Raw genomic sequence first — 25115 nt, forward strand, 5'->3', positions numbered from 1 at the left:
CCGTGCCGACCTGCATCATGAGGATGCCTGTCGGCTATGGCGGTAGCCGAGAAAGGGGGACGCGCGTGTGAACGGGCGGGGTACTGCATGTGTGGCTTGGCTGCTCTGCGGCATGGCGGCAAACGCGGCCGTGCCGGCGTCGGCGGCATCTGTCCCTGCGCCTACTCACATCCGCGTGGCCAGCAGCAACGACTACCCGCCGTTCCTGTTCCTGGACGCCGACGGCAAACCGCAAGGCTACGAAGTCGACATGTGGCGACTGTTCCAGGCCCATACCGGCATCAAGGTCGATCTTGAGCCGACGAGCTGGAACGGTGCCCTGCAGAACATGCAAGCCGACCGTGCGGACGTGATCGACATGCTCTACCGCGCACCTTCGCGCGAGACGCAGTACGACTTTTCCGAGCCTTATGCCGATCTGCCGGTCGGCATCTATGTGGACCGGCGCATCGCCGGGGTGCGCGACATAGACACGTTGCGCGGGTTTCCCGTGGGGGTGGAGCGCGGCGACGTCTGCGCGGAACGGTTGCGTTCGCAGGGTCTCACCAACCTTCACGAGTTCGATGGCTATGAGGATATCGTCAAGGCCGCGGCCCTGGGGAATCTGCGCATCTTCTGCATGGACGAGTACCCGGCGGATTTCTACCTGTATCGCTACTCGGCCATCGACCGTTTCTACCAGGCCTTCGTGATCTATACCGGGCAGGCGCATCGCGCCGTGCGCAAGGGCGACACGGCCATGCTGCAGGTGGTGGAGCGCGGCATGGCGGAGATCACGCCGCACGAACGCGAGGCCCTGCGCGAGCGCTGGCTCGAGCATCCGCTTTTGCTGGGCGGCTACCTGCGCACCGTCGGCATCGTGCTGATGGCGGTGCTGGCGTTGGTCTCCCTGATGGCGCTGTGGGTATCGACGTTGCGACGCAGGGTGGCGGCGCGTACGTCCGAATTGCTGGCGGAGCAGGGCAAGCTGCGCGCGATCTTCGATGCCAGTCCGGACGCGATGTGGGTGAAGGACCGCGCGGACATCTACCGTGACGGCAACGACCGTGTCGCTACCCTGTTCCGTGCCGGATGCGAAGCGCCGCAGGGTCGCCACGGCGACGAGCTGTTCGATCCCGCATTCGCGGCCAGGGTGCGCGCGCTTGACGCGGAAGCGGTGCACCGGATTCAGCACGTCGGCGACCTGTTGTCGCTGCGGGACGCTGCCGGTGGCGAGCGGCGGCTGGAGGTCATCAGCGTGCCGCTGCTCTCGTCGCAAGGCGAAGTGAGCGGCGTGCTGAGCACGGCGCGCGATGTCACCGAGCGGCTGCGCGCCGAGGCGCAGCTGCGGTTATGGGCGCATGCGTTCGAGAACGCCGCCTTCAGCATGTACCTCTGCGATGCGCGCAGCCGGCGTGTGATCGCCGTCAACCCGGCTTTTGCCGCGGAACGCGGCTACAAGGTGGAAGAGATGGTGGGCATGCCGGTGGATGCGCTGTATCCGGCCGACCTGGTGGCCGAGCGTGCGGCGGCGCGCAGGGAGGTGGACCGCCACGAACATGCCGTATGGGAAAGCGAGCACGTGACGCGCGATGGCCGGCGCTTCCCCGTGCGGGTGGACTGCTCGGTATTCCACGACGCCGACGGTCGCGCGCAGCACGTGCTGGTCTATGCGCAGGACATCAGCGAACGCAGAAGGCTGGAGGGCGAGCTGCGTCTTGCCGCCGTGGCTTTCCAGACGCAGGAGGCGCTGATGGTGACGGATGCGGAGCGCACCATCCTGCGGGTCAATCAGGCCTTCGTCGCGCTCACCGGTTACGGCCCCGAGGAGGTGGTCGGTAGGCGTTCCACGGTGCTGCGCTCGCGGCATCACGCACCCGACGTCTACGAGAATCTCTGGAGCGCGGCGCGGCGCGACGGCTCATGGGTGGGCGAGGCGTGGATCCAACCGAAACAGGGGCCGCTCAAGGTGGTCCGCACTTCCATCTCGGCTGTGACGGGCAGCAACGGACAGATCAGCCACTTCGTCTGTTCGATGGTGGATTTCACCGGCGAACGCGAGGCGCACGCCAGCATCGATCGCATGACGTATTTCGATCCGCTCACCGATCTGTCCAACCGGCACTTCCTGCTCGGCCGGCTGCAGCACTTGCTGGACGAGGGGGAGGCGCACGGCGTCGCCTTGCTGATGTTCGACCTCGACCACTTCAAGCGGATCAACGATCTGCGCGGGCATGCCGCAGGCGACCGCCTGCTCGTGCGGATGGCGCAACGCCTGCGCGGCCTGCTGGGCGACGAATGTGTGCTGAGCCGTTTTGGCGGTGGCACGTTCGCGCTGCTGTTGCCGGGGAGCGACGGCGGACCAACGGAGCGGGCCGCGCGGGTGCTGGATTATGCCGAGCGCGTGCGCCAGTCCTTGCAGAGGCCGTTCCAACTGGACGACGGCGTGCCGGCAGGCATGACCGTCAGCATCGGTTGGGCCGAGGTGGCACCGGGCTGCGATTCCTCGGAGACGGTGCTCAAGCAGGCCGAGCTCGCGATGTATGCCGCCAAGGCCGCGGGGCGCGACCGGGTGTGCGGTTTCGAACCGGCCATGCAGGACGAGTTGGCGCAGCGCGAAGCACTGATGGGCGACCTGCGCCGCGCCATCGCCGAGAAGGTGATGGACCTGCATGTGCAGGCACAGGTGGATCGGCGCGGCCGCGTGGTCGGTGCGGAGATGCTGCTGCGCTGGACGCGTCCCGATGGTCGCCAGGTGTCTCCGGAGGAATTCATTCCGGTGATCGAGGAAAACGGCCTGATCCTGCCGCTGGGCGAATGGGTGCTGCGGCAAGCCTGTGCGTGTCTGGTGGATTGGTCCGGGCACTCCGCAACGCGCGTGCTCGGGCTGGCCGTCAACATGAGCGCCCGGCAGTTCGCCCAACCCGGCTTCGTGGAGGAGGTGCGTCAGGCCTTGTCCGTCACCGGCGCCGATCCGGCGATGCTGACGCTGGAAATCACCGAGACGGCGATCCTCGACGACCTAGACGAAGCCGCCGGAAAGCTGGCGCAGCTGCGCGCGCTGGGCATCCGCATCTCGCTGGACGATTTTGGTACGGGCTACTCTTCGCTGGCCTATCTCTCGCACCTGCCGCTGGACCAGCTCAAGATCGACCAGTCCTTCGTCGCACGGCTGCCGGACGACGCCAACGATGCGATGGTGGCGCGCACCATTATCGGCATGGGACGCGGCCTGGGCCTGCAGGTGGTGGCCGAGGGTGTGGAGACCGAGGCGCAGCAGAATTTCCTGATGGCTGAAGGCTGCGAGGTCTTCCAGGGATATCTGATTTCGCGGCCGATGCCGCTGCAGATGTTCGAACGCATACTGCAGGAGCGGCCGAACGGCATGTGAGTCGACGGCATGCTGCGAAAACGCCCGGGTTCCCCCGGGCGTTTTGCGTTGCGTGGATGCGGGATGTCAGGACGTGGCCGTTGTCGCCGATGCATTCGCGCCGGCGGAATCCACCGTCAGCGACACGCGACGGTTGTCCGTGCCGCGGTCGTGGGTGGCGCCCTTCGCCACCTGGCGGTTGGTGTCGCTGCCGTAGCTCACCGCGCGCAACTGGTCGGCGTTCACGCCGCTCTGCACGAGGAAGTCGCGCACGGCTTCGGCGCGTTTCATGCCGAGTCGCCGATTGTAGGCATGCGAGCCGGCCGGATCGGCGAAACCTTCCACGGTGATGAGCACGTTCGGGTGGTACTTGCTGATGGTCGCGGCGAAATTCTGCAACGCCGGTTTGTCCTGATCGTCGAGCGTGGCGCTGTTGAACGCGAAGTGCGCCACCGTGTCCACGCTGACACGGCCCTGCATGGCGGTGATCTGCGTGTCGTACTTCGAGAACTGCGCCTGCATCTGTTGCCGCAGTGCGTCGATCTGGCTCTGCTGATCCTGCTGCTTCTGCTGAAGCTGCTGGATGGCGGCGCTGAAATCCTGTTTCTTCACGTAGTTCGAGCAACCTGCCAGGCCGATGGTCAGGAGGCTCGCCGCCAGCACGGCGATTCGGGGGGAGGGAGTGTGCATCGAGTGTCTCCTTGGTGCGTGCCTGCATCGCGTACGTTTGCGTGCAAGTCGTTTAGGAAGCATGTCGTGTGCTGTCCATCGACCCTAACCGATGTGATGCGTGCCTGCGCGTTGTTCAGTTCCGCTGCTGCGCCGAGGTTCAGGTTTGTGTACGCATGGCGAATCGCGTGTCGCGATGTCATGGCGGCGCTGTGCGTATGGCTGTTGAAAAATCGTCGCCCGGCTTGCTTGCGCGTGCCCGTTCGGTGATGCGCGCACGCGCATTCCATTGCGCCAGCGTGAGGCGATGATCGAGCGCGCCGATCTTGTAGAGATAGCCGGGCAGATAACCGGTGAGCAGCAGGCGTACATCCATCGGCAAGCCTGGATCGAGGTGCCGCGCCATGCGGTACACCACCGTGACGCAGTTCGAAGTGACGGTGTTGTAGAAGGCTGGCGCGGTCGCCAGCCGGTTGGCGGTATTCACGTACGAAAGAAACAGTCCCCGCATCGTGCCGCGGTCGATGGCGAGCGGGTAGAGGTAGTCGTCCTCGCCGCGCACATTGGTGCGCACACGTATCAGGTCGCTCTCCGGCGCGGCGACCAGCGTCGTTTCGAAATCCTTGAAGAAGCCGCCGATGGAGGAGAACTCCTGCCCGCGGCGCTTGCGTATTTCCACCGAGAACACGAGGTGGCGGCCGTCGTCGAAACCGAACGAGACCATCGCGTGCGCGATGGCATCGCTGCCCCAGTGCGACAGCACGGCATCGGCGGAGACAAGGTGGTCGAGATCGTAGCTTTGCGTCTCCCAGCGGATGTCGTAGTCGCTGTCGCTGCGCCATGCGAAGTCGCGCACGTTGTGCAGGACCACCGTGTCGCCGTGCACTTCGCCGGTGAGCTGCCGGGAAACGTCGTCGGCCCAGTCCCGATGGTTGCTGGGTTCGATGGTGGACCACCAGGCCAGCAGCAGCGCGTACATCCCGACGTAGCCGAGCAAGGGGCGCCATGTGCGGCGGCGGATCGCCAGCGCGAAGAAGGCCAGCGCCAGCGCGCACCACAACCCGGCGCCCAGCACGCGCATGGCGTCGCCGCCGGGCAGCCGGTACCACAGCGCGAGGGTGCCCCAGGCGAGGGAGAGAAGGGCAACCAGCGCGCAAAACAGCCACGCCAGCAGGCGTCCCACGGTGCGCAACAGTTTCGCCATCGGTATCGTCCATGCTTTGTCCGGTACGGCCAGCGTGCCGCGATGCGCGCGCCAAGACAACGGCATCTACAATCACGGCGGATTCCACGACGGAGGCGGCAGGGAATGCAGGGCGACCCGATCAGGCAGCTGTGGCGGTGCGCCGCCGTGATATCGCTGCTGTGCCTCAATGCCTGCGCCATGGTGGACGTGAGCCGCCTCAAGCCCGGCGACGTCGTGAGCGAGCGGCGCGCCGACGTGATCGGCAGCAAGCAGTTCAGCGACGGCACCGTGCAGACGCTGAACGTGTTGGCGCTGACGCCGAAGCAATGCGCGCAATCCTTCGATACCTGCGCGGGCATCGTCGAACACGCCAGCGGACTCGACGAAGAACGGCGGCTTTCCTCGCTGTCCGAACTGTGGCTGGGGCGCGCGCTGCGCGGCGACCATCAGCCCGTGATGGATGACGCCACCCTGGATGCCTATCTGCAGAGCGCGCGCTACGCCTACGCCTATCTGTTCTACACGCAGCGCACACCTGCCGATCGCGTGTTCGATCAGCGCCAGGCCAAGGTGATCGCCTTCTACGACTATGCGGTGGAGCGCGTGGTGCAGCGCTGGTTCGAGGAGTTGCCCAGGCTCGGTGCGGGCTGGACACACACGGATCTGGCAGGCTGGTCGGTACTGCGGCCGGATACCGATCTGGGCCTGCATGCCACGCCGGCGGAACTGCTGCCCGCTTCGTCGCTGCGCTTCAAGGGCCTGCGCAACGTCTATCAGCGCGATGGTTTCGGCTCGGACTTCGTGGCGGTGACGCAGAAGCCGGCATCGGATACGCCCGCCGTGCCCTGGCGCGATCCGCGCTACGTGGCGATGACCGGCGTGCTGGTGTTCGGCGGCAACACGCTGGATGAAGTCCTGGACACGCGGCAGGTGCAGCTGCTGGCGCGCGACCCGTATCGCGATGCGGACATGAGCATCGCCGGGCGCAGCGTGCCGCTGGGCGCCAATTTCACCGCGCCCTACGGTTTGTGGCTGGCGCGTTCGGGTTTCGCGATGCAGTCGATCCGTTCGCTGCTGGGACGGCAGGGCGGCCTGGACTCGCCGCGCGTGCTGCTGATGCAGCCCTACGATCCGAACCGGCGCACCGTGGTGATGCTGCACGGCCTCGCCAGCAGCCCCGAGGCCTGGGTGAATGTGGCGAATGAGGTGCTGGGCGACGAGGAGCTGCGCCGGCATTACCAGGTGTGGCAGGTCTACTACCCGACCAACGCGCCCATCGCGGTGAACCTGATGCAGATCCGCCGTGCGCTGGACGAGACGATCCGCCACTTCGATCCCCAGGGTACCGCGCGCGCCACGCAGCACATGATGCTGGTGGGGCACAGCATGGGCGGGGTGATCGCGCGACTGCTGGTGTCATCCAGCGGCGACAGGCTGTGGAGCCTGGTGCCGCAAGGGAAAAGCCTTTCAGCCGCCCAGCGCGCGAAGCTGCGCCAGCAACTGGCGCCCTACCTGCAGTTCTCGCCGATGCCGCAGGTGGATTCGGCGGTGTTCCTCGCCGCGCCGCATCGCGGCACGCCGATGGCGCGGCACCGCATCGCGCGCTGGGTGGCCGAACTGATCCGGCTGCCGTTCGGCGTGCTCAAGGAAGTGACCGGCATTTCGGATCTGCTGCAGCAGGGCGACGGCGGCAAGGGCGCGCCGCTGCACGTGTCGAACAGCGTGGACAACCTCAGCGACACCGATCCCTTCATCGTCGCCAGCGAGAATCTGCCGATCTCGCCCGCGGTGCATTACCACTCCATCATCGGTCTGTACAAGGCGAACGGACCGCTGGCACAGAGCAGCGATGGCGTGGTGCCTTATGCCAGCGCGCATCTCGCCGGCGCGGATTCCGAAGTGGTGATTCCTTCCTGGCACAGCGTGCAGGAGACGCCCGCGGCGATCCTGGAGGTGCGCCGGATCATGCGGCTGCATCTGCAGCGGGCGGACGGCGACAATCGCCAATGACTTGGCTCGTCATTCCGGCCTGCACCGGAATGACGAAAAGAAGCCATCGCATACAAGACGCGATGGCCGTTTCCATCAAGCAATATCAGCGATCGTCGCCACGCCCGCGGTCATCGCCGCCTTGTGCGTCAGCGTGCGCGGCAGGATGCGGGCGAAGTAGAACGCGGCGGTGTCGCGCTTGGCCTGCTTGAACGCCTCGGACTGCGCGCCCGCCTCGGCGGCGGCCACGGCGCGCACCCAGAAATAGGCCAATGTGGCGTAGCCCGAGTACCACAGGTAATCGGTGGCGGCGGCGCCGAGCTCTTCCGGGTTGGCCTGCACGCGCTGCGCGAGCGAGAGGGTGAGTTCGCCCCATTCCTTCGCCAGCGCGCCCAGCGGTGCGATCAGCGCAGCGAGCTTCGCGTCGCCCGCATGCGCCTTGCAGAACGCGCCGATCTCGGCGAGGAAGTGCTTGAAGCCCACGCCCTGCAGCTGGAGGATCTTGCGGCCCAGCAGGTCGGCGGCCTGGATGCCGGTGGTGCCTTCGTACAGCGTGATGATGCGCGCGTCGCGCACGAACTGCTCCATCCCGTTCTCGCCGATGTAGCCGTGGCCGCCGTACACCTGCAGCGCTTCCTTGGTGCACTCCTGCGCGAGTTCGGTCACCACGCCCTTGGCGATGGGGATGAGGAAGGCCACCAGTTCGCTGGCCTGCTTGCGCTCGGCCTCGCTCTCGCTGCGCGATTCGATGTCGGTCTGCAGCGCGGTGTAGTAGAGCAGGGCGCGCGAGCCTTCCACGAAGGCGCGCTGGGTCAGTAGCATGCGGCGCACGTCGGGCTGCACCAGCAGGTTGTCGGCGGCCTTGTCGGGGAACTTCGCGCCGGACAGCGCGCGGCCCTGCAGGCGCTCGCGCGCGTAGTTCAGGCTGTTCTGCCACGCGCGCTCGGCGAGCGCGAGGCCCTGCACGCCCACCGAAAGGCGCGCGGCATTCATCATGGTGAACATCGCGGCCAGGCCCTTGTGCGGCTGGCCGATCAGGTAGCCCTCGGCACCGTCGAAGTTCATCACGCAGGTGGCCGAGCCCTTCAAGCCCATCTTGTGCTCGATGGCGCCGGCGTAGGCCTTGTTGCGTTCGCCCGGCGAGCCGTCGGCGTTCACCTTGAACTTCGGCACGATGAACATCGAGATGCCGCGGCTGCCGGCTGGCGCGTCGGGCAGGCGCGCCAGCACCAGGTGCACGATGTTCTCGGCCATGTCGTGCTCGCCGGCGCTGATGAAGATCTTGGTGCCGCTGATCGCGTAGCTGCCGTCGGCGTTCGGTTCGGCGCGCGTCTTCAGCAGGCCGAGGTCGGAGCCGGCCTGCGGCTCGGTGAGGCACATCGTGCCGGTCCAGCGGCCTTCCACGATGGGCATCATGTAGGTCTTCTGCTGCTCGGCCGTGCCGTGCAGCTCCATCGCGTGGCAGGCGCCTTCGCTCAGCAGCGGGTACAGGCTCCACGACAGGTTGCCGGACTGGAACAGCTCGGTGGTGCTGGTTCCGATGACGTTGGGCAATGCCTGGCCGCCGAACTCCTCCTTCGCGGTGAGGCCGGCCCAGCCGCCTTCGGAGAAGGCCTTGAAGGCCTCTTTGAAACCTTTCGGCGTGGTCACCGCGTGGGTGGCCTTGTCGTAATGGCAGCCCTCGGCGTCGCCCGAGGCGTTGGTGGGCGCCAGCACCTGTTCGGAGAGCTTGCCGGCTTCTTCCAGCACCGCGTCCAGCAGGTCGCGGCTGTGTTCCGCGCCACCCTGCAGCTTGGTGAGGATGGCCTCGGCGCCGAGCAGGTCGAAGAGGGCGAAGCGCTGGTCGTCCAGCGGAGCCTTGTAGATCGTCATGGTCGTTCTCTCGGAAGGAATCAGCGGAAAGTGTTGGCGATGCCCGGCACCGGCGACAGGAAATCGTTGTGCTGGAAGGGGAAGTCCTGCGGGTTCTTGTCGTCCGGATGGTCGACCAGGTCCGGCTGGGCGTGGATCGTGCCCTGGATGGCGTAGGCCAGCGAGCCGCCGCTGCCCTTGGCGGCGACGGCGGCGAGCGCGCTGCCCATCGCGGGCGTGGGCAGCACGTCGACGGCGATCACATCGCCGGCGAAGGAGGGGATGTCGCGGTCGAACGAGGCATGCAGGCGCACCGGCGTCTCGCTGGCCACCTGCAGCGAGCCTTCGATGGCACTGAAATCCATGCCGCCGTAGCTGTTGTTCTGGATGCGCACGGTGAGCCGCCACATGCCGCTCGGCAGCACCTGCATCTGCTGCACGGCGAGCGAGGGTGGGAACACGCTCTTGCGCTGCGGGCCGCACGCCGCCAGGCCGACGGCGAGGGCGGCGAGTGCGAAGCAGCGGATCAGTCGCGTCATGGCCGTGACCTCGGTGGCTACGATCTCAAACGATTGTTTGAATCTTGACCCGGGCCGCCGCGCACGTCAATGGATGGGAGCCTGGACGGTTCCCACATCGGCGGACTCACGGCATCATGCGGAGTTCCTCCACCACATCCGCACGCCACATGACCCGTCGCATCGCCGCCCGTCGCTCCCCCATCCACGGCAATGGCGTGTTCGCCGTCGAGCCCATCCGGAAAGGCGAGGAGATCATCCAGTACAAGGGCACGCTGATGACCCATGCCGAGGCCGACGACATGTACGGCGACGGCGGCGAAACCGGCCACACCTTCCTGTTCACCCTCAACGACGACTACATCATCGACGCCAACCGCAAGGGCAACGACGCGCGCTGGATCAACCACAGCTGCGCGCCCAACTGCCGCGCCGTGGTGGAGGAAAGCGCCGGCGGCGACCCGCGCAAGGATCGGGTGCTGATCGAGGCCATCCGCAACATCAAGCCGGGCGAAGAGCTCACCTACGACTACGGCATCACGCTGGAAGTGCCGCATACGGCGCGCCTGAAGAAGCTGTGGAAGTGTCTGTGCGGGTCGCCGGATTGCACGGGGACGCTGCTCAAGCCGAAGCGCTGATCGGCCTGTCTGGCATCCGCGTATCCGCTTCCGGCGAATGAGTTTTCACGGCGCCTGGATCGCACGATCGGTGCACCGTCCTATTCCTCCTCCGCTTTCGGCCGCCATGCCTCGCTGAGCTGCTTCTGCACCGGCATCGGCACTGGCTCGTAGTGGCTCAGGTCCAGGCTGTAGCGGCCGCGGCCGCCGGTCATGGCCTTGAGTTCGGTGGGGTAGTCGGTGAGTTCGGCCAGCGGGGCCTGGGCGCGGATCATCAGTTCGCCGCCGCGGCTGCTGTCGGTGCCCAGGATGCGGGCGCGCTTGCCGGCGAGGCCGCCGGTGACGTCGCCCACGTCGACTTCGGGGATCGAGATTTCCACGTCCATGATGGGTTCGAGCACGATGGGCCGCGCCTTGCCCACGGCATCGAGAAAGGCTTTCTTGCCGGCGCTGACGAAGGCCACCTCCTTGGAGTCGACCGGGTGGTACTTGCCGTCGTACACGGTCACGCGCAGATCCTGCAGCGGGTAGCCGGCCACCGCGCCGCGCTCCATCGCCTGCCGCACGCCTTTCTCGATGGCGGGGAGGAAGGTGCCCGGGATCACGCCGCCTTTCACCGCGTCCACGAATTCGAAGCCGGCGCCGCGCTCCAGCGGCTCCACGCGCAAAAACACCTCGCCGAACTGGCCGGCGCCGCCGGTCTGCTTCTTGTGGCGGTGATGGCCTTCCGCCAGCGCGGCGATGGTTTCGCGATAGGCGATGCGCGGCGGATGGGTGGCCGCCTCCGCGCCGTAGCGTTCGCGCATGCGCTCCAGCGTGACCTTGAGATGCAGTTCGGAAAGTCCGCGCAGCACGGTCTCGTTGAGTTCCTTGTGGTGCTCCATGCGCAGGCAGGGGTCTTCCTCGGCCAGCCGTGCCAATGCATTTGCGAGCTTCTGTTCCTGGCCCTTGTGCTTAGGTTCCAGCGCGAGGCCGAACATCGGCTGCGGGAAGCGCATGGGCGCGAGATGGATGCGGTCGTCGTCGTGCGAGTCGTGCAGCACGGCGTCGTAGTGGATCTCCTCCACCTTGGCCACCGCGGCGATGTCGCCGGGGATGGCCTGCTCGATCTCCACGTGGTTCCTGGCATTGAGCCGGAACAGGTGGCCCACCCGGAACGGCTTGCGGCCGTCGTCCACGAACAGCTGCGCGTCGCGCCGCAGCGTGCCCTGCCACACGCGGAAGATGCCGAGCTTGCCCACGAAGGGATCGTTGACGATCTTGAACACGTCGGCGATCACGTGCTGCTTGGGGTCGGCGTTCACCGTGATCGCCTCATGCTCGCCGTTGAGGAAAGGCGGCGGGTTGCCTTCCGCGGGATTCGGCAGCAGGCGGTCCGCGAGATCCAGCAGCTCCGTCACGCCCGCGCCGCTGCGCGCGCTGACGAAGCAGATCGGCACCAGGTGGCCTTCGCGCAGGCACTGCTCGAAGGCGTCGTGCAGCTGTTGCCGGTTCAGCGCGGCCTCGCCGTTGTCGAGGTAGGCGCCCATGGTCGCCTCGTTGATCTCCACCACCTGGTCGAGGATGTGCTGGTGCGCGCTGGCCAGCGAGGAGAAATCGGTGGCTCCCTCGGCGTGGAAGAAGCAGTCCAGCACCTGTTTGCCGCCCTGTGCGGGCAGGTTCACCGGCAGGCATTCGGGGCCGAATTCTTCGCGCAGCGCTTCCACCAGCGCACCCAGATGGGCGACGACGGCGTCGATCTTGTTGACCACCAGCACGCGCGCGAGGCCGCGCATGCGGGCGTGTTCCATCATGCGGCGGGTGCCGTGCTCGATGCCGTTGACGGCGTTCACGACCACCATCACGGTTTCCACCGCGGCGAACGCCGAGAGCGTGCCGCCGCGGAAATCGTCGTAGCCGGCGGTGTCGATCAGGTTGATGTGGCAGTTGCCGCGGTCGATGCCGGCGACGCAACTGTCGATGGAGTGGCCGCGCGCCTTTTCCTGCGCGTCGGTGTCGGACTGCGTGGTGCCGCGCTCCACCGAACCTTGCGCCTGGATCACGCCGCCGGCGTGCAGCAGGGCTTCGAACAGCGAGGTCTTGCCGGCGCCGGCATGGCCGGCGAGCGCGATGTTGCGGATGCTTTCCGTGTTGTACGACACGATGCGACCCTCCTCTCGGGCCTGCCTGGAGATACCGGCAAGCTCTTTGGGCGCAGCCTCGTTCGGCGTAACGGCGCCGCACGGAAGCCGCGCGTGGCGACTGGCGGGCCGTCATGGTCGTCCGGGCGCGGACGCGGGGGCGGTCATGGCGGGGTGAGTTCGTGGATGGTAAGTCGCGGCGGGGTTAGGCGTGCGTCAAGGGACGCGGGAACCGCCGCGGCCGGTTGCGGTCTCTAGGGCCGGTTCAAGCAGCGCTCCGCATACTTCCTGCCGTTTCCGGCACCAAGGCCCTTCCCATCGCCACCCCACCGCAGGCCGACATCCCCGCCACGCCACCGCCCGGCCACGACCGGGACGGCACGCGTGCGCTCGACCTTGCGACCGTGGCGCGCCTGCGCCAGCTGCGCTGGCGCGAGCCGCCGCCCGGCCGGCGCCTGGCGTGGCTGGTGCTGCTCGTCGTGGCGCTGCTGCACCTCGTGTTCGCGGTGATGACCTGGTACGCGATGCATCCGCAGGAACCCGTGCCCGCCGAGCAATCCACGACGAGCGCCAGCGACGTGCTCGAGGTGCGCTTCATTTCCGCCGCCCATGCGCCGGCCGCTAAGCCCGTGCCGCCCCTGGCCCTGCCGCCACCGCCGGCTCGCGCGCCCGTCCGCGCGACGGCGAAGCGCGTCGCCGAACCCGCGTCGAAGAATGCATCGAGCGAACCGCCGCCCGCGCCGGCACCGGCGGCCAGCGTGGCGCCGCCACGCCTGTTCGACAGCAGCGGTGCGGCCATCCTGCCGGCGGCCGCCAGCAGCGCAGCGGCGCCCGAGTACGTGCAGCACATGCCGCAGGGCGACACGCGGATCATGCAGCACACCAGTCCGGTGAAGTACAAACCGACTCCCTTCGACAAGGACTGGGGCCACGGCAGCAACGCGGTCGACGATGCGTTGCAGAAGGCGGTGGACAAGACCACCGTGAAGCACACCTTCGACCTGGGACATGGCATCCACATCCATTGCGGTGTTTCGCTGGTGGGTCTGGGCGGGGGCTGCGGCGGCGATCCGCCTTCGCCGCCGCCGCCCAAGGATGGCGACGTGCGCATGAACATGGCGCCCGCCAAGCCGCTGGCGCCCAACCCGCATGCCCCGCCGCCGCCGCCTTTGTCCAAGTGCATCGCGCTGTACCGTGCCGGCCAGCCGCTCGCCGAGGGCTGCCCCAGCGACACGCCGCTTCGCGCCGTGGACGAGGAGGTGCGCGAGCAGCGCGAAAAGCAGGCCAAACAGGCGGCGGGTCACTGACACGAGGCTGCCGCCCGCTAAACTCGTGCCATGCCGCTGCCTACGGATCCGAACACGCCTCGACCATCTGCCCAGCGGCCGGCTCAGGTACTGCTGAATTCGCCGCTCGCCGCTTCCTCGCGCATGCTCGGCCTGCGCGCGTCGCGGCGGCCTAGGCCGCGCCTGGCGTGGCGGCGTGTGACGGCGCTCGTCTGCAGCCTGCTGATCCACATCCTGTTCCTGCTCGGCTTCACTTTCGTGGAGGATTGGGAGGTGCCGCCGGGTCCGGACACGCCGGCGAAGCTGCAGGCACACTTCATCGAATTGCCCGACCTCGCGCCCCCGCCGCCGCCGAAAGGCGAGCCGCCGCGCCAGGTCGGCCCGGTGCACCAGGGCCATGCTGCGCCCCGTGCCGGCGCGCAGCACACCGCGAACGCCGCCGCGCATCGCGCGCCGCACGCACCGCATGCACCTGCAGTCGCCGCGAAAGCCGTGGCTGTTGCGCCGGCGAAAGTGGCGGCGGCGCCGATACCGCCGCCCAGCGTGCCGCGGCCGGCGCCCACGCCGAAGTTGCAGCCGGTGCCGGTGGCGAACCAGCCGCCGCCGGTGAACCTGTCCAAGCCCACCTTGCAGCCGCCGGTGCCGCCCCGGTTCCAGCCACAGCCCGTGCGTCCGCCGCAGGTCGAAGGCAACCAGCCGATGCTGCCGCCGCCTTCGCTGGCACTCCCGGCCGTGCCGCCGCAATCGCAACCCGCGGTCACACCACCCACCATGGCGCTGGATCGCGTGGCGCCGGATTCGCAGGCACCCGCCATCGCGCAACCGGCGCATGTAGACCTGCCTGCCGCGCCGCCCGCTCCCGACTTGCAGGCCGTGCCGCTGCCGGCCCAGGTCGCGCCGCAGGTGAGCTTGCAGACCTCGCTGGACGCACCCGCGCCGGATGCGCCCAGTCATCTGTCCAAGGTGCAGGCTCCCGCGCCCATCGAAGCTCAGGAGCAGCCGCTCGCCGCGATCCCGCAATCGGCATCCGCGACACCCAGCATCGCGCCGTCGCCGAAGGCCACCGTCGAGATCACCAGCGACCAGTCGGCGACCACGATCGGCAAGCTCGCGCCGGTGGCCTTGCCGCCGGGAGAAAGCACGCCGGCGTCGAGCCAGGCATCGGCGACGGCATCGTCGACCGCCACGGACAACGCAGCGAGCGAAGAGGCCACGGGGAAAACAAGCGAAAGCGCGGCATCGGGCGTCAGCACCGCACCCAACGCCACGCCGGAGGGCAGCGACAACGCGCATCCCGGCGAACCGCAGGGCACGACCAGCGCCAGCGACATGGCTGCCGTGCACGGCAACGGTCCGACCACATCGCATGGCCTGGGCCACGCCACTTCGGGCAATCCCGGCAAGGGGCAGGGCGCTTTGCCGGGCACGCAGCCCGGTGCCGGCATCGCTGGCGCTGGGGCGGCATCGGCCAGCCAGGCAACGCCGAACAAGGTGCCCGAGTTCATCCAGCTCAAGCCCTCGGGCGACACTGCGGTGATGCGCCACAACGTCAACAGCGTGAAGTACCAGGCCACGCGCTTCGACCCGTACTGGACGCCGCCGGGCGAAAGCACGGTGGACACCGCGCTGCGCCACGCGGCGGAAAAGACCACGGTGCAGCACACCTTCCACCTGCCGCTGGGCATCCGCATCAAGTGCTCGGTGACGCCGCTGATTCCCGTGTCGCTGCTGGGTTGCGGCAACGCCGACCAGCCGCCGCCGGCGGTGGCGCAGAAATCCTACGACCGGCTCAATTTACCTAGCCTTCCCGGCGGCAGCGTGCCCAGCGTGTCGCCCGCGGCCTCGGCTACCGCGGCGGCGCCGGCGCACGTCGCGTTGAACAACGATGCGCAGTGCGCGGCCGCGCGCATTGCCGGTGGCCCGATGCCGCCAGGGTGCCCGCCGACCGAGCCGGTGGTGAAGGGGTACGTGCCCGCGGCTTCGGCGAGTTCATGGGTACCGGCCAGCGATCAGTTCCATTGAGTTGATCGGCAGACAGGTGGCGCTGCTTTCCAGCGCTTCGCCCGCCTCGGCGAGTCGGGCTTTTCGCATGCCGTGAGTAACCCGGCGGCTTCGATTGCCGCCGGTACCCGGAACCGCTGCAGTCCTAGCCAGGAGCGCAAGCAACGGCTTCGCGGACAGACGAGATCCGCAAGCACGGGAAGGGCGGCAGGTTTTCGGAGCCGGTTACTGCAACCGCTGGAACTCCCGCAGCAGCGGCAAGCGCCGCACGCGCACCGCGCTCACGCGGAACACCGCATTGGCCAAGGCCGGCGCCGCCGTTGGCATGCCGAGGAAGCTGGCGCCTGCGGGCGGAAGGCCGTCGTTGGGGACGATGATGGTCTCCACGGCATTCGGCAGCTGGGCCATGCCGGCGATCGGATAACTCTTCCAGTCGCGCTGCTGCACCTTGCCGTCCTTCGTGGTGATGGCGAGGTTGAGTGCGATGGAGAGCGCATCCAGCGTGGCGCCGGCGACCTGGCCTTCGAGGCCGAGCGGGTTGATGACGCGGCCCACGTCCACCGCGCAGACGACGCGCACGATGCTGAGCTTGTCGTTCTGCAGCGAGGTCTCGACGGCATGCGCCACGTAGGCGCCGTCCATGCTCCAGCAGGCGATGCCGAGGCCGTTGACGCTGTGCAGCCAGTTCTTCCAGCCGATACGGTCGGCGACCAGCTGCAGCACGTTGCGCAGGCGCGCAGTGTCCAGCGCGCCGCCGTCCTTCAGCGGAATGCTGCGCGGGTCGCCGAGCAGGCGCAGGCGCGTCTGCAGCGGATCTTCGCGCAGCTGGTGCGCGATTTCGTCGACGAAGCTTTCCGCCGCGAAGGCGTTGGCGAGGTGCGGCATGGCGCGATGCGGGCCGCGCGGCAGGGAGGATTCCTGCGCATACCAGTCGCTGCGGAAGTTGGGTACGAGACCGGCGGGCAGCTGGTCCACCGAAACTTCCGAATGCCACAGCCGGTCGGCAGGCACGCCGCGGCCGGCGAGCGCGGAGGCGCTGGCGATGCGCTGGTTCCAGCCGACCACGTTGCGCTTGCGGTCCAGCACCGCACTGATCCGGTGCACACTGGCGGGGCGGTAGTAGTCGTGGGTGAAGTCTTCGCCGCGCGTCCACAGCAGGCGCACGGGCTTGTTCGCTTCCTTCGCCAGCAGCACGGCTTCGGCCACGTAGTCGTGGTCGAGGCGGCGTCCGTAACCGCCGCCCACGCGCGGCACGCGGATTTCGATCTTGTCGGGCGTGAGGCCGGTGAGCCGCTGCACCACGGCGCAGGCCTGCTGCGGCGCCTGGGTGGGCACGACGAGGCTGGCCCGGTCCTTTTCGATGTGCGCGAGGCAGTTCATCGGCTCGGCGCAGGCGTGCGCGAGCCAGGGCTGGTAATAGGTCGCGTCCACGCGCACGGCCGCATGCTTGGCGGTTTTTTCCACATCGCCGTCGTCGCGTACGCGGGTCGTGGGCGTGGCAGAGGATTTGTCGTCGAGCAGGTCAGCGGCCTGTTGTTCCAGGGCGGCGGTGCTTTCCGTGGCGCTGGCACCGGGCTTCCATTCCACCTTGAGCTGGTCGCGGCCTTGCAGCGCGGCCCAGGTGTTTTCGGCCAGCACGGCCACCGCGGGGGCGATCACGGTGAGGCCGGGCTGCATGGTGTGCTCGGGCCGGAGCGGTATCACCTTGACCACGCCCTTCACGGCGAGCGCAGGTGCGGGATCGAGGCTGGCCAGCGCGCCGTCCGGCCAAGGGCAGTGCAGCAGCACGGCGACCAGCGCCTCGGCCTCGTTGTGGTCGACGGCGTATTTCGCGCGGCCGGTGACGATGGCATGCGCATCCACGTCGCCTACCGGCTTGCCGATGAGGGTGTACTGCTCCGGCGACTTCGGTGTGGGCGGCTGCTGCGGCAGGTCGATCTTGCTGGCGTCGGCCACCAGGCTGCCGTAGGTGACGCGGCGGCCGTCCGGCGCGATCACGGTGCCGGCTTCGCAGCGCAGGCGGTCGGCGGCGATGCCGAGCCGGCGCGCGGCCGCCTGCGTGAGCAGCCAGCGCGCCAGCGCGCCGGCCTGGCGCAGGTCGGCCCAGGCGGCGGGGATGGAGTCGCCGGTACCGCCGCGCTGGCGGCCGTAGCTCCAGTGCGTCTTGTTGTTGTCGCCGGCGTCGACGCCAAGGCCGAGATGCACCACGCTGACGCGGTTCCAGTCGGCGTCCAGTTCGTCGGCGACGATCATCGGCAGCGAGGTGGCGACGCCGGTGCCGGTGTCGGGATCGCGCGCGCCGATCAGCACATTGCCGTCGGAATCGATGCGCACATAGGCGCCGAGCTCGTGGAAATCGTTGCCAAGCCATTCCGGCGGCAGCGGCGGTTCGGTCGCCTCGGCGAAGCGCACGCCAACCACCAGCGCACCCGCGGTGCCGGCGAGGATCTGCAGGAAGCGCCGCCGCGAGAGGCGGATGCCATTCGTCGCAGGAGTGCTCATGCCTGACCTGCCTTGCCGGCGGCCGCACGCTTGATCGCGGCACGCACCCGCGTCTGGCTGCCGCAGCGGCAGCTGTTGGGCAACTGGTCGATATCGACGTCGCCGGGTTGCGGCTTGCGCTTGAGCAGGTCGAAGCTGGCCATCAGCCAGCCGGGGGTGCAGTAGCCGCAGCCGATCGCATCCTCGTCGATGAAGGCTTGCTGCAGCGGATGCAGGCTGCCGTCTTCCGCGGTGAGGCCTTCCACCGTGGTGATGCTCTTGCCGGCGAGCTTGGCCATGGGCTGGGTGATCGCGGAAACGGGCTTGCCGTTCACCAGCACCAGATCGGCGCCGTTCTCGCCATGCGTGCCGCCGTATTTGGTGCCGGTGAGCCACAGTACGTCGCGCAGGTACCACAGCAGCGGCATCTGCGGATCGCCCGTGTGCACGAAGCGCTCGCCGTTGATCTCGACCGCGATGCCGCCGCGTGCCGGCTCGGACACGATGCCGTTGTCCGGAATGGGCGGCACATCGTGGGCTTGGGCTGGCGCCATGCGGGATCTCCTCCAAACGTATCCCGTGCATTGTTGCATTGTGGCGGGTGGCTTAGGAATGCGGGGTCTGAACGGCTGGCGCTTGGCTTCGTGAACTTGTCGCAAGCAACGGAGCGGTTTCGTCCGCCTGCCGGCGGCCGAGCTACTTTCTCTTTGCGTGCTCAAAGAGAAAGTAGCCAAAGAGAAAGAGCACCCCGATGCGTCGCTCTCCGGGCATCCTGCCCTGCGAGTGCGTGAGGCGTGGCCGGGCTTTTCGGCCGGGCTTCCTGCCCGGTCGAAAAGGCATCGCCCTCCCTGGCGATGCCCGCTGCGCGGCCTGATCGTCCCCGCCTCACCGCCGCATAGGGGCTCCGAAGAGCAGCGCGCTCCCAGCGCGCAGAAGCCACGGCCAGAGCAGAATCAAACCAAACCAAACCAGAGCCAAGCTAAAGCAGAGAGCAGAGAGCAGAGAGCAGAGCCAAGCTAAAGCGGGGCGAGGTACTAACGTCTCTGCTCGTCATCCCGGCGCAGGCCGGGATCCAATAGCAACCACGCCTGTTCGAGCATCACGGTTACTGGATTCCGGCCTGCGCTGGAATGACGAGCAAGACATGCAGAGCGAAGCGCCCTAGGGTCTTGCCCTCAGTTCTCAGATGTTTCCCTCAGTTCCCAGATACGGCGTGGTGTGGCCGCTGTGCAGGACGTGTCGCCGAACGTAGTTCCAACGTCCTCGACACCGCCCGCTTGTAGTTCCGGCGGATTGAGCCAGGCCATTTCTCTGGGTTACTTCTCTTTGGGCCAGCAAAGAGAAGTAACTCGGGCGCCGGCAGGCGACCGAAACCGCTCTGTCCCTTGCACCAAACACTCAAACAAAGCCCAACTGAATCAAGTCGCGAAACTCGGCGCTCGCCACTCCCTCAACTCCCAGCAGCAAGACCCCACCACAAAAAACGACGGCCGCTTGCGCGGCCGCCGTCGAGACACCTTCGTGGCGAAACCTCAGCGTCCGCCGAGGAACAGGTTGAGGTTGGCCACGTTGAGCGTGCCGATGCCCGCGCCCGGCGTGTAGTTCGGCGCACCGTAGTAGAACCAGTTGTCGCCGGCGTTCACGCTGTTGAAAGCCGACCACTTGCCGTAGCCGAAGATGTTCTGCAGCAGATACACCTGCGGGTTCCAGAAGCCCACGCGATGCCCCGTGCTCTGCGTCAGCAGCGCGCTGATGCCGTTGAGCTGCGGCGCCACGAAGCTGGTGCCGCCTTCGGAGATCACGCCGCCGTCGGCGCTGGACACCACGACATAGCCGGTTTCGGGATCGGCGTTGAGCGAGATGTCCGGCACGTTGCGGCCGTTGAAGTTGGCAGGCAGCTTCAGCAGGGTGGTGGGGCCGGCGCTGGGGTCGTTGTAGACCAGCGACTGCTTCTTCTGGCTGCGCTGGGTGCCCCGGGTGAACCACTGGTAGAACGGCTGCTGCCAGTACACGCTCACGCCGCCACCGCCGCCGCTGGAGAACAGCTCGGCGCGGGGAATTCCGAAGAACTCCAGGTAGTCCCAGCCCCAGACGCTTTCCTGATTGATCGACAGCGTGGCGCCGGTCGAGCTGGTGAACGTCACCGGCGTGGTGGTGCCGCCTGCGGCGGTGATGTACGGATCGGAGGCGGGCGAGTCCACGGTCAGCGGCGCGCTGAACTGCCCCGGGCCGGTGCCCGTGCCCAGGCCGCGCACGGTGTCGTAGGCGCCGGAGTCGCCGGTGGCGGCGAATACCGACTGCCCCTGCACCGCAGCTTCCAGCAGCAACTGGTGGAACGCGCGCAGGTCGCCCACGTCGGTGGTGTCGCTGACGCTGGCGCCGTTCACGTTCAGTGCGGCGAAGTTGTAGATCTCCGGCGAGCCCCAGCTGGTGGAGATGCTGTCGGCCTTGTTGTCGGACACCGCCTGCGCGAGGGCGTCGATGAAGCCGTTGCCGGCGTTGGGTGCGTCGTAGACGAGGATGTTGGCGTTGGGCGCAATGCCGCCGGCCTGTTCCACGTCCAGCGAGGTTTCGCCGCTGCCGCCGTCGATGGCGCCGCCGCCGTCCACGTGCACCTGGGTGATGCGGTTCGCCTTGGTGGTGAGGCCGATGGCGTCCCAGTAGGCCTGCGCGTCGGCCGGGTAGAAGTTGGACAGGGTAACGATGGCCACCGTCGCGCCCTTGCCGGTGATGCCGTGCTGGTACAGCGGGTTGATGTTGTAGAAGTTGGCCACGTCGCCCACGGTGTAGTTGCCCGGCTGGCCGGTGGCCGTGGGGTTGCCGCCGCTGGTGCTCTGGCCGAGTGCCTTCAGCGTGAGCGCCTGCTGTGCCGCCGGCAGCTGCGGCGCGCGGATGCGATGCGACAGGAACTGCCGCTCATTGCTCAGGCCGCTGGCGAAGACCACGGTGTCGGCCAGCGCGCCAGGCATCTGCGGCGTCTTCGACGGGCGATGGAAATGCCGGCCGCTGCGCTTCGACACATAGTCGTGGATGGGCGCCTGGAACAGCGTGCCGAACTGGGCCAGCGTGCCGCTGGTCTGGATCGCCACGTGGCTGTCCAGCACCTTGCCGCTGAGGCCGTGCTGCTGCAGATAAGCCAGTACGCGCGCGACGTCCGCATCGCTGGCGCCGTATTTGCTGGCGAAGTCGCTGGTGCTGAGGAATTGCTGGTAGTGCGCGCTGCCGGGGGTGACGGTCTGACGGATGTAGTCCTGCAATGCCGCTTCGTTGCGCAGTTTCAACATCAGCGTGACATGCACGGTCTGGCTCGAAGTGGCCATGCCCATGTCGGTGCTGGGCCGCTCGTCGGCGGCCAGCGCGGTGCTCCCGACGCCTGCGAGCAGCAGGGCGAGGCAACCGGCGAGGGATTTGCGTTGCAGCTTCACGAACATTGCGCTTCCTCCTGGTGGCAAATAATCCGGGCGTGCACGGGCGACGGCGCGTCGTCGCGACGCCCTGTGGTCGATCCACATGGCATGACGTCGAACAATGACTTGAGGAATTCCCCAGCGACGCCGTCTGTCACCCCCTGACGACCGGCGTTGCGCCGCCCATGGAGCCTACCGCGATGTTGGGTGCGGCGGGTAGTGCTTTGGATGTCCGGCGGCACCACGGGTTTTGAATAAGGTTATGCCCGGGCGCCGGCCTGTCGGCGTCTACGGGAGAACGCTGGCGTCCCAGGTTTGGAACGAGGAAATCGAAGGCCATCAAGGGCTTCGATTTACGCCCGAGGCGAACGGTTGAATTCGGGCGGCGGCTCTGCCGGAAGCCCTGCGATGGCCGTGCGGCTTGGGGCGCATGCGCGAGCTGCGGCACAATAGGCGACTGGCTTCGCCGGTTACGCCGCCGCAAGCCCCTTTCCCCATCGAAGCCATCGCCATGACCGCCATCAAGCAAGCCGACCTGATCCAGTCCGTCGCCGACGCGCTGCAGTACATCAGCTATTACCACCCCGTCGACTACATCAAGAACCTCGCCGCCGCGTACGAGCGCGAGGAGTCGCCGGCGGCGAAGGACGCGATGGCGCAGATCCTGATCAACTCGCGCATGGCCGCCGAGGGCCACCGTCCGCTGTGCCAGGACACGGGCATCGTCACCGTGTTCCTCAAGGTAGGCATGAACGTGCGCTGGGACGACGCCACGATGTCGCTGGAGGACATGGTCAACGAAGGCGTGCGCCGCGCCTACAACGACCCCGACAACAAGCTGCGCGCCAGCGTGCTGGCCGATCCGGCGGGCAAGCGCAGCAACACTAAGGACAACACGCCGGCCGTCATCAACGTCTCCATCGTGCCGGGCGACACCGTGGACGTGATCGTCGCGGCCAAGGGCGGCGGTTCCGAAGCCAAGAGCAAGTTCGTGATGCTCAACCCGTCCGACTCCATCGTGGACTGGGTGCTCAAGACCGTGCCGACCATGGGCGCGGGCTGGTGCCCGCCGGGCATGCTGGGCATCGGCATCGGCGGCACCGCCGAGAAGGCGATGCTGCTGGCGAAGGAGTCGCTGATGGAGCACATCGACATCCAGGAGCTGATCGCCCGCGGCCCGCAGAACCGCGCCGAGGAACTGCGCATCGAGTTGTACGAGAAGGTCAACGCGCTGGGCATCGGCGCGCAGGGCCTGGGTGGCCTCACCACCGTGCTCGACATCAAGGTCAAGGATTACCCCACCCACGCGGCCAACCTGCCGGTGGCGATGATCCCCAACTGCGCCGCCACCCGCCACGCGCACTTCACGCTGGACGGCTCCGGTCCGGTCGCACTCGATCCGCCCTCGCTGGAAGACTGGCCCAAGCTCACCTACAGCCCGCAGAACGCGCGCCGCGTGAACCTCGACACGGTGACCCGCGAAGAAGTCGCCACCTGGAAGCCGGGCGAAGTGCTGCTGCTCAACGGCAAGCTGCTCACCGGCCGCGACGCCGCGCACAAGCGCATGGTCGACATGCTCAACAAGGGCGAGCCGCTGCCGGTGGATTTCACCGGTCGCTTCATCTACTACGTGGGCCCGGTCGATCCGGTGCGCGACGAAGTGGTCGGCCCTGCCGGTCCCACCACCGCCACCCGCATGGACAAGTTCACCGAGCAGGTGCTGGCGCAGACCGGCCTGCTCGGCATGGTCGGCAAGGCCGAGCGCGGCCCGGGCGCCATCGAGGCGATCAAGAAGCACCGCTCGGTGTACCTGATGGCCGTGGGCGGCGCTGCCTACCTGGTGTCCAAGGCAATCAAGGCCTCGCGCGTGGTCGGCTTCGCCGATCTCGGCATGGAGGCGATCTACGAGTTCGAGGTGCAGGACATGCCCGTCACCGTAGCCGTGGATTCCGCCGGTACGTCCGTGCACCAGACCGGGCCGAAGGAGTGGCAGGCGCGGATCGGCAAGATTCCGGTGGTGGTCGCGTAACGCCAACGCACGCCTTCGCTTCCTCTCCCCGGCGGGGAGAGGATCGAGGCGAGGGGCGGGTGCTCGCGAGAACATCCCATCGAAGCAGGTGCTCCATCAAAGCTTCTCGCCAGATGGGCTCCTCACCTCAGCCCTCTCCCCGCCGGCGAGAGGGAACGAGTCACGCAGCGCCTTCAACGCATCGAGCAGGCGCTCCGGTTCCCGCAGCGCCTGCCGCGCCGCACCCACCGCGCGTCGTACCTGCCCTGGCGTGGCCCCTCGTTCGATCAGGGCCAGCGCGGGTGCGCGGCAAGCGAACAGCGTATCGATCCAGTCCGCCTGCTCGCGCATGCCCAGCAGACGCGCCGCGCGAAACGTCGGCGCCAGCGACCGCACGTCATCCAGCGCACGCACGAAGGCTGCGGCACTGCGTGGTTCGATCGTCGGATCCAACGCCTCGCTCAGCGCTGCCAGCGCATCGGCCAGGCGCCGGCGCAGCGCATCGGTGGAACGCACCGGCAGCACCAGCCATGCCGTGGTCACGCCGATCGCCGCACCCACCGCGATGGCGGCGAGGCGCAGCGTCATCGCCGATGCCGCAGGCAGCCCGGCGTAGTTCTGCAGCAAGGCCAGTGCCACGGTGACGAACAGCGCCCACCACGCATAGTTGAACTGGCGCAGCCAGGTGCCCAGGAACAGCGCGAGCAGGATCAGCCCCGCGTTGCCGTGCGTGCCGACCGGTGCGGCCAGCACGGCCGCGGCGATGCAGCCGCCCGCAGCGCCGACCAGCCGCAGCACGCTCTTGTACGCCACCTCCATGTGGCCGCGGTTGCCGCTGTGCACGATGAAGGCGGTCAGCACCACCCACGGCCAATGCTCGCCGAAACACGCATGGCCGACGCCGAAGGCCAGCGCCAATGCCACGGCCATCTGCACGGCCATGCGCGTTGTGGCGGAGGGGCGTGCCTGGCTGGCGGAAGGACGTGGCGGCACAGCGACGTGGCGCACATGGGCATCGGCGAGCCAGCCGAGGCGCCGTCCCAGGACGTCCAGCAGCGATACCCAGGCCAGCGCGAACAGGGCCACCAGGATCGGCACCAGGGCGGCAGGCAGGGGGCCGTGCTGTGCGCCGGACAAATGCGGCACGGTGAGCACGGTCACGAAGGGCAAGGCGATCAGCCGGCTGGCGCGTCGCGCCAGTTCGCCGAACTGGCGCAGCCACACCGACGACGACACGCCTACGGTGAAGGCCGCCGCACCCACCCAGGGCGCGTGCAGCAGCAGCCAGCCCACCCCGGTCGCGGCCAGGCCCACCGCGGGCAGGGCGATGGCCGCTTCCAGCCGACCGCGACGGTCGCGATCGAGCCGGCTGCGGGCGAGCGAAAGGCTAAGCACCACGGCCAGCACGGCGCTGCCGGGGCCGGGGGCCAGCCATTGCGCGCAGGCCAGCGTGAGCAGCGCGGCCGCCATCGAGACGATCGCTTCGGGCAAGGCCCGCAGCGCATTGGGCAGGACGGAAGACGCGGCGGTCATGCGCGGTCGGGCTCCATGGCGGTGGTGCGCAGTCTAGCAGCGCCCGTCCGCGCCTCCATCCGTCCATGGAAGTGGACGTCTGGACGTCCAAACGCCGGCG

General features: G+C 67.9%; 15 protein-coding genes. 6 read left to right on the top strand and 9 right to left on the bottom strand.

What is annotated here, in order from left to right:
• Window positions 1-91 precede the first annotated feature (91 nt).
• Entirely contained in the window at window positions 92-3370 is a 3279-nt protein-coding gene (locus tag IHE46_RS12310; RefSeq protein ID WP_192164941.1) for an EAL domain-containing protein, read from the top strand.
• Window positions 3371-3436: 66 nt separating this feature from the next.
• Here the strand turns inward: IHE46_RS12310 and IHE46_RS12315 are convergent, their stop codons facing one another.
• Window positions 3437-4039, bottom strand: a complete 603-nt coding sequence (locus IHE46_RS12315; protein WP_192164942.1) for an OmpA family protein — start codon at window positions 4037-4039, stop codon at window positions 3437-3439.
• Window positions 4040-4217: 178 nt separating this feature from the next.
• Window positions 4218-5288, bottom strand: a complete 1071-nt coding sequence (locus IHE46_RS12320; protein ID WP_225563029.1) for a DUF4105 domain-containing protein — start codon at window positions 5286-5288, stop codon at window positions 4218-4220.
• 81 nt (window positions 5289-5369) lie between these two features.
• Here IHE46_RS12320 and IHE46_RS12325 point away from each other — a divergent pair, with 81 nt between their 5' ends.
• Window positions 5370-7214 (top strand): alpha/beta hydrolase, encoded by a 1845-nt coding sequence (locus IHE46_RS12325; RefSeq protein ID WP_343230024.1) that lies wholly within the window; start codon window positions 5370-5372, stop codon window positions 7212-7214.
• 75 nt (window positions 7215-7289) lie between these two features.
• Here the strand turns inward: IHE46_RS12325 and IHE46_RS12330 are convergent, their stop codons facing one another.
• Window positions 7290-9065, bottom strand: coding sequence for an acyl-CoA dehydrogenase C-terminal domain-containing protein (locus IHE46_RS12330; RefSeq protein ID WP_192164944.1), 1776 nt, complete (start codon window positions 9063-9065; stop codon window positions 7290-7292).
• A 20-nt stretch (window positions 9066-9085) separates the two neighbouring features.
• A complete protein-coding gene (locus tag IHE46_RS12335; protein WP_192164945.1) occupies window positions 9086-9583 on the bottom strand; it encodes a hypothetical protein in 498 nt (165 codons plus the stop codon).
• A 149-nt stretch (window positions 9584-9732) separates the two neighbouring features.
• Here IHE46_RS12335 and IHE46_RS12340 point away from each other — a divergent pair, with 149 nt between their 5' ends.
• Window positions 9733-10200: an SET domain-containing protein-lysine N-methyltransferase gene (locus IHE46_RS12340; protein WP_192164946.1), complete on the top strand. Its 468-nt coding sequence runs from the start codon at window positions 9733-9735 to the stop codon at window positions 10198-10200.
• A gap of 80 nt (window positions 10201-10280) precedes the next feature.
• Here IHE46_RS12340 and fusA read toward each other — a convergent pair whose 3' ends face one another.
• Entirely contained in the window at window positions 10281-12320 is a 2040-nt protein-coding gene (fusA, locus tag IHE46_RS12345; RefSeq protein WP_192164947.1) for an elongation factor G, read from the bottom strand.
• A gap of 383 nt (window positions 12321-12703) precedes the next feature.
• Here fusA and IHE46_RS12350 point away from each other — a divergent pair, with 383 nt between their 5' ends.
• Window positions 12704-13606: a hypothetical protein gene (locus tag IHE46_RS12350; protein ID WP_343230025.1), complete on the top strand. Its 903-nt coding sequence runs from the start codon at window positions 12704-12706 to the stop codon at window positions 13604-13606.
• 30 nt (window positions 13607-13636) lie between these two features.
• On the top strand, window positions 13637-15607 hold the full coding sequence (locus tag IHE46_RS12355) for a hypothetical protein (protein ID WP_192164948.1): 1971 nt from the start codon (window positions 13637-13639) through the stop codon (window positions 15605-15607).
• 204 nt (window positions 15608-15811) lie between these two features.
• Here IHE46_RS12355 and IHE46_RS12360 read toward each other — a convergent pair whose 3' ends face one another.
• The 3 genes from IHE46_RS12360 to IHE46_RS12370 form a co-directional block, all read right to left on the bottom strand.
• A complete protein-coding gene (locus IHE46_RS12360) occupies window positions 15812-18088 on the bottom strand; it encodes a molybdopterin cofactor-binding domain-containing protein (RefSeq protein ID WP_192164949.1) in 2277 nt (758 codons plus the stop codon).
• Window positions 18085-18621 (bottom strand): (2Fe-2S)-binding protein, encoded by a 537-nt coding sequence (locus IHE46_RS12365; protein WP_192164950.1) that lies wholly within the window; start codon window positions 18619-18621, stop codon window positions 18085-18087. The genes IHE46_RS12360 and IHE46_RS12365 overlap by 4 nt, the downstream gene beginning before the upstream one ends.
• Window positions 18622-19599: 978 nt before the next feature.
• On the bottom strand, window positions 19600-21498 hold the full coding sequence (locus IHE46_RS12370) for a S53 family peptidase (RefSeq protein ID WP_192164951.1): 1899 nt from the start codon (window positions 21496-21498) through the stop codon (window positions 19600-19602).
• Between the two features lie 487 nt (window positions 21499-21985).
• Here IHE46_RS12370 and IHE46_RS12375 point away from each other — a divergent pair, with 487 nt between their 5' ends.
• On the top strand, window positions 21986-23503 hold the full coding sequence (locus IHE46_RS12375; protein ID WP_192164952.1) for a fumarate hydratase: 1518 nt from the start codon (window positions 21986-21988) through the stop codon (window positions 23501-23503).
• 96 nt (window positions 23504-23599) lie between these two features.
• Here the strand turns inward: IHE46_RS12375 and IHE46_RS12380 are convergent, their stop codons facing one another.
• On the bottom strand, window positions 23600-25015 hold the full coding sequence (locus IHE46_RS12380) for an FUSC family protein (RefSeq protein ID WP_192164953.1): 1416 nt from the start codon (window positions 25013-25015) through the stop codon (window positions 23600-23602).
• Between the last annotated feature and the right edge of the window lie 100 nt (window positions 25016-25115).

The sequence above is a fragment of the Rhodanobacter sp. DHG33 genome (assembly GCF_014843005.1).
GTDB lineage: Bacteria > Pseudomonadota > Gammaproteobacteria > Xanthomonadales > Rhodanobacteraceae > Rhodanobacter_A.